Raw genomic sequence first — 2,444 nt, 5'->3', positions numbered from 1 at the left:
CTCGGTAAGGGGATTGTTCCTTTGCCGATAGTTGCCAATCCCCAGTTGGTAAAATGCCCTCTTTAATTGTCTTCCCGTCGGCGGTGTTAGTCACTGATGTTGTTGCGTCAATGTTGATACGGGGCGTTGTGAATTGATCTGTTCCAATTTGCCCGATTCCAAAGATCGCTATGAACTGACCATTAATTTGCTCAGGCAATCCATACCCATTATCAACAAACTTACATTTCAGTCCAAAGCCTTGCTCAAGTTCAAGAACGCCTGCTGCTGTTGACGTATTAAAAATCAAATCGCGGTCGTAAGGAAAGCCTCTATTAACAATTGGCAGAGAATTAATTAATACTTCTTTCCCCTTCCCAAATTGATAAAGATCGAGCCTCCAATGTGGCGCGGCCCATTCAGCCTCGTAGACCTTTTCGGCATAGTTATCCGGCGACTCATTGCTTTCCTCCTCTGGTCGCGCCCATCGTCCCAATCCAGCACCGCCATGAACGTAGCCAGGATTGCACTTAAGGTTTAGCAACTTCAACTTTAGATCTTCCGTTGCTGGCTCCAAAAGTATCCACCATCCATCAGAAGGGTAATTAGTAAAATCGAATTGCTCTAATATCTGAACAATTGCCATGTTTTTTCTCGAAGAATCTCTCGGTGACTTTTCTAAACATTATAGGTCTTTGAACTGTCACTTAGTGTCTGAACCCCTTTCCCAAGCACTGGTTTTGTGGCTAGTATCGGATTGTGGAACATTGGAGAAACTTTTATGAGTATCGCTTCTGATTTAGCTAAAGCAATTATCGATGTCATAGAAGGCAATCAGGTCAAGGCTGACTTTGAAGGGAAGGTGGCTATGGATTGGGATGTTAACTATGATACTGACCTCTTTATCGCTAACGTTCAGCTACCTATCTCTGGCAGCTCTTGGAACAATACAAGCTCTAAGCTCGAGACCGACATCGCAGATAGCCTTGAAGCCAAACCTTAATCTTTTTCCCTGATTAAGTTGCCTACATTCTCTAGTTATTTAGGAGGAAAAAACCTTGCCAGCAGTAGCAGGAGGTAAAGTCACCAGAATCAGTGAATCCAGCCCGGAGCGTGTACGGGTATTGGTGGTTTACTTCCATCACAAAGATCCCGGTAGAACGGGGACACGCAAACCTTATGGTGGCGTAGTCCAGATGTTTGTAGAAAAGTATTTCGCAGCGTATTTTAACGTGCCAACCGTTGCCATTTCGGGACAAACTGAAGCGAGAAACACAAACAGACAAACGAACGCGTACACAAGTCATCAGCGCGCCAACCAAGAATTCACCGAACAGGGTACACCAAAGCAAGTTGAGGGATATGTTGGCGGTAGGAATTTGGTACTGAAGCGCCAACCAGCCGGGAAGCGGATTATTGTACCATCACAAGAAACTCGCACTGTCAGAGTAGGGGGTAAAGCATACTACGTAAGCAAGACCGCGAGTTGCACTGTGCCACGTTTTTTCAATACCACAATGTGTTTGCAATTAATGGGGACAATGATTAAAGCAAAACACCCACTGCAACTGCGAATTGCGGGAAAACGGTATTTGTGGAAAAAATATGAGGCAGGAGTCTTCACTGATCCTGGGACAAACTTGGTCAATGAGGCTGGCGCGTGGGTAATTAATACCGAATTTGACCGATCAACTCACTTACCAAACGTACAAGAAGACCACTTGTATGCTGATGTTGTAATGAACATTTAATTCGGTTTTTTTTGGGCATGGCTTACCAATTTTTAGGATTTGTTCATTTTCCCATAAATGCGAATTTGAGAAATCCAGCCCAACATATTGCTTTACCCCCCAATACCCCCTCAGACCGGTACGTTTCTATCCAATTCAAGTCCTTCGGAGGTCTTGACGTTACGGAGGGGACAACTTCAGTACTGTGGACTTGTCGAGGGTGGAAATCTGAGGGGGAATGGATTTGGGGAGATGCAATAAGAATGACTCCGACCAACGGAAATCGCCATTTAATTCAATATCCCACTATCCCTGATGGATTAATGGCTAAAGCCACTATGCATTCAATTGAATTCGATAAAGTTTGGGAAGGACGCTATAGACGGTATATAAATGAAACTAACTGGTGGCTGTCTGTTCACCAGTACGTCCCTAGCTAAACAGAAAAGCGGGACGTATTAGCCTCTCCCCAAGTAACTTTAGGCTTGATTTGGTGGCTAGAGTCACGTTGACATCGTGGAGGTCACAGGTTCGAGTCCCGTTACGTCCATTAACAACAAACCAAAGCATAGCAGACTTTCCACCACTGACATCCTACTTGCAAAGTAGGCGCTACACACATTCAACACAAAATCACCATAGCACCCCATGCTGAGGTACGGGGTAAATAGGTCAAGCAGAATAGAGAAAAATTATAGACAAAAGCATTGCCATAGGATTTCATCTATAAACCAA

4 protein-coding genes and 1 tRNA gene are annotated in these 2,444 nt (G+C 44.4%); 4 read left to right on the top strand and 1 reads right to left on the bottom strand.

Features of this window, described 5'->3' with window-relative positions; genetic code table 11:
- Positions 1-625, bottom strand: a 625-nt coding sequence (locus AC3A14_RS24580) for a hypothetical protein (protein ID WP_487779239.1), incomplete at its 3' end; no start/stop codon positions are given.
- Between the two features lie 135 nt (positions 626-760).
- Here AC3A14_RS24580 and AC3A14_RS24575 point away from each other — a divergent pair.
- The 4 genes from AC3A14_RS24575 to AC3A14_RS24560 all read left to right on the top strand — a co-directional run bounded on the left by AC3A14_RS24575 (position 761) and on the right by AC3A14_RS24560 (position 2,259).
- A complete protein-coding gene (locus AC3A14_RS24575; protein WP_318736107.1) occupies positions 761-982 on the top strand; it encodes a hypothetical protein in 222 nt (73 codons plus the stop codon).
- Positions 983-1,037: 55 nt separating this feature from the next.
- The gene (locus tag AC3A14_RS24570; protein ID WP_318736109.1) at positions 1,038-1,730 is read left to right on the top strand and encodes a hypothetical protein; all 693 of its coding nucleotides are present in this window, start codon (positions 1,038-1,040) and stop codon (positions 1,728-1,730) included.
- A 17-nt stretch (positions 1,731-1,747) separates the two neighbouring features.
- A complete protein-coding gene (locus AC3A14_RS24565; protein WP_318736111.1) occupies positions 1,748-2,149 on the top strand; it encodes a hypothetical protein in 402 nt (133 codons plus the stop codon).
- An 11-nt stretch (positions 2,150-2,160) separates the two neighbouring features.
- A tRNA-Ser gene (locus tag AC3A14_RS24560) sits at positions 2,161-2,259 on the top strand.
- The last annotated feature ends 185 nt before the right edge of the window (positions 2,260-2,444 follow it).

This window comes from Roseofilum sp., from assembly GCF_982964205.1.
Note: the sequence above shows the minus strand (reverse complement) of the source record. Positions and strands in the feature narration are given on the sequence as shown.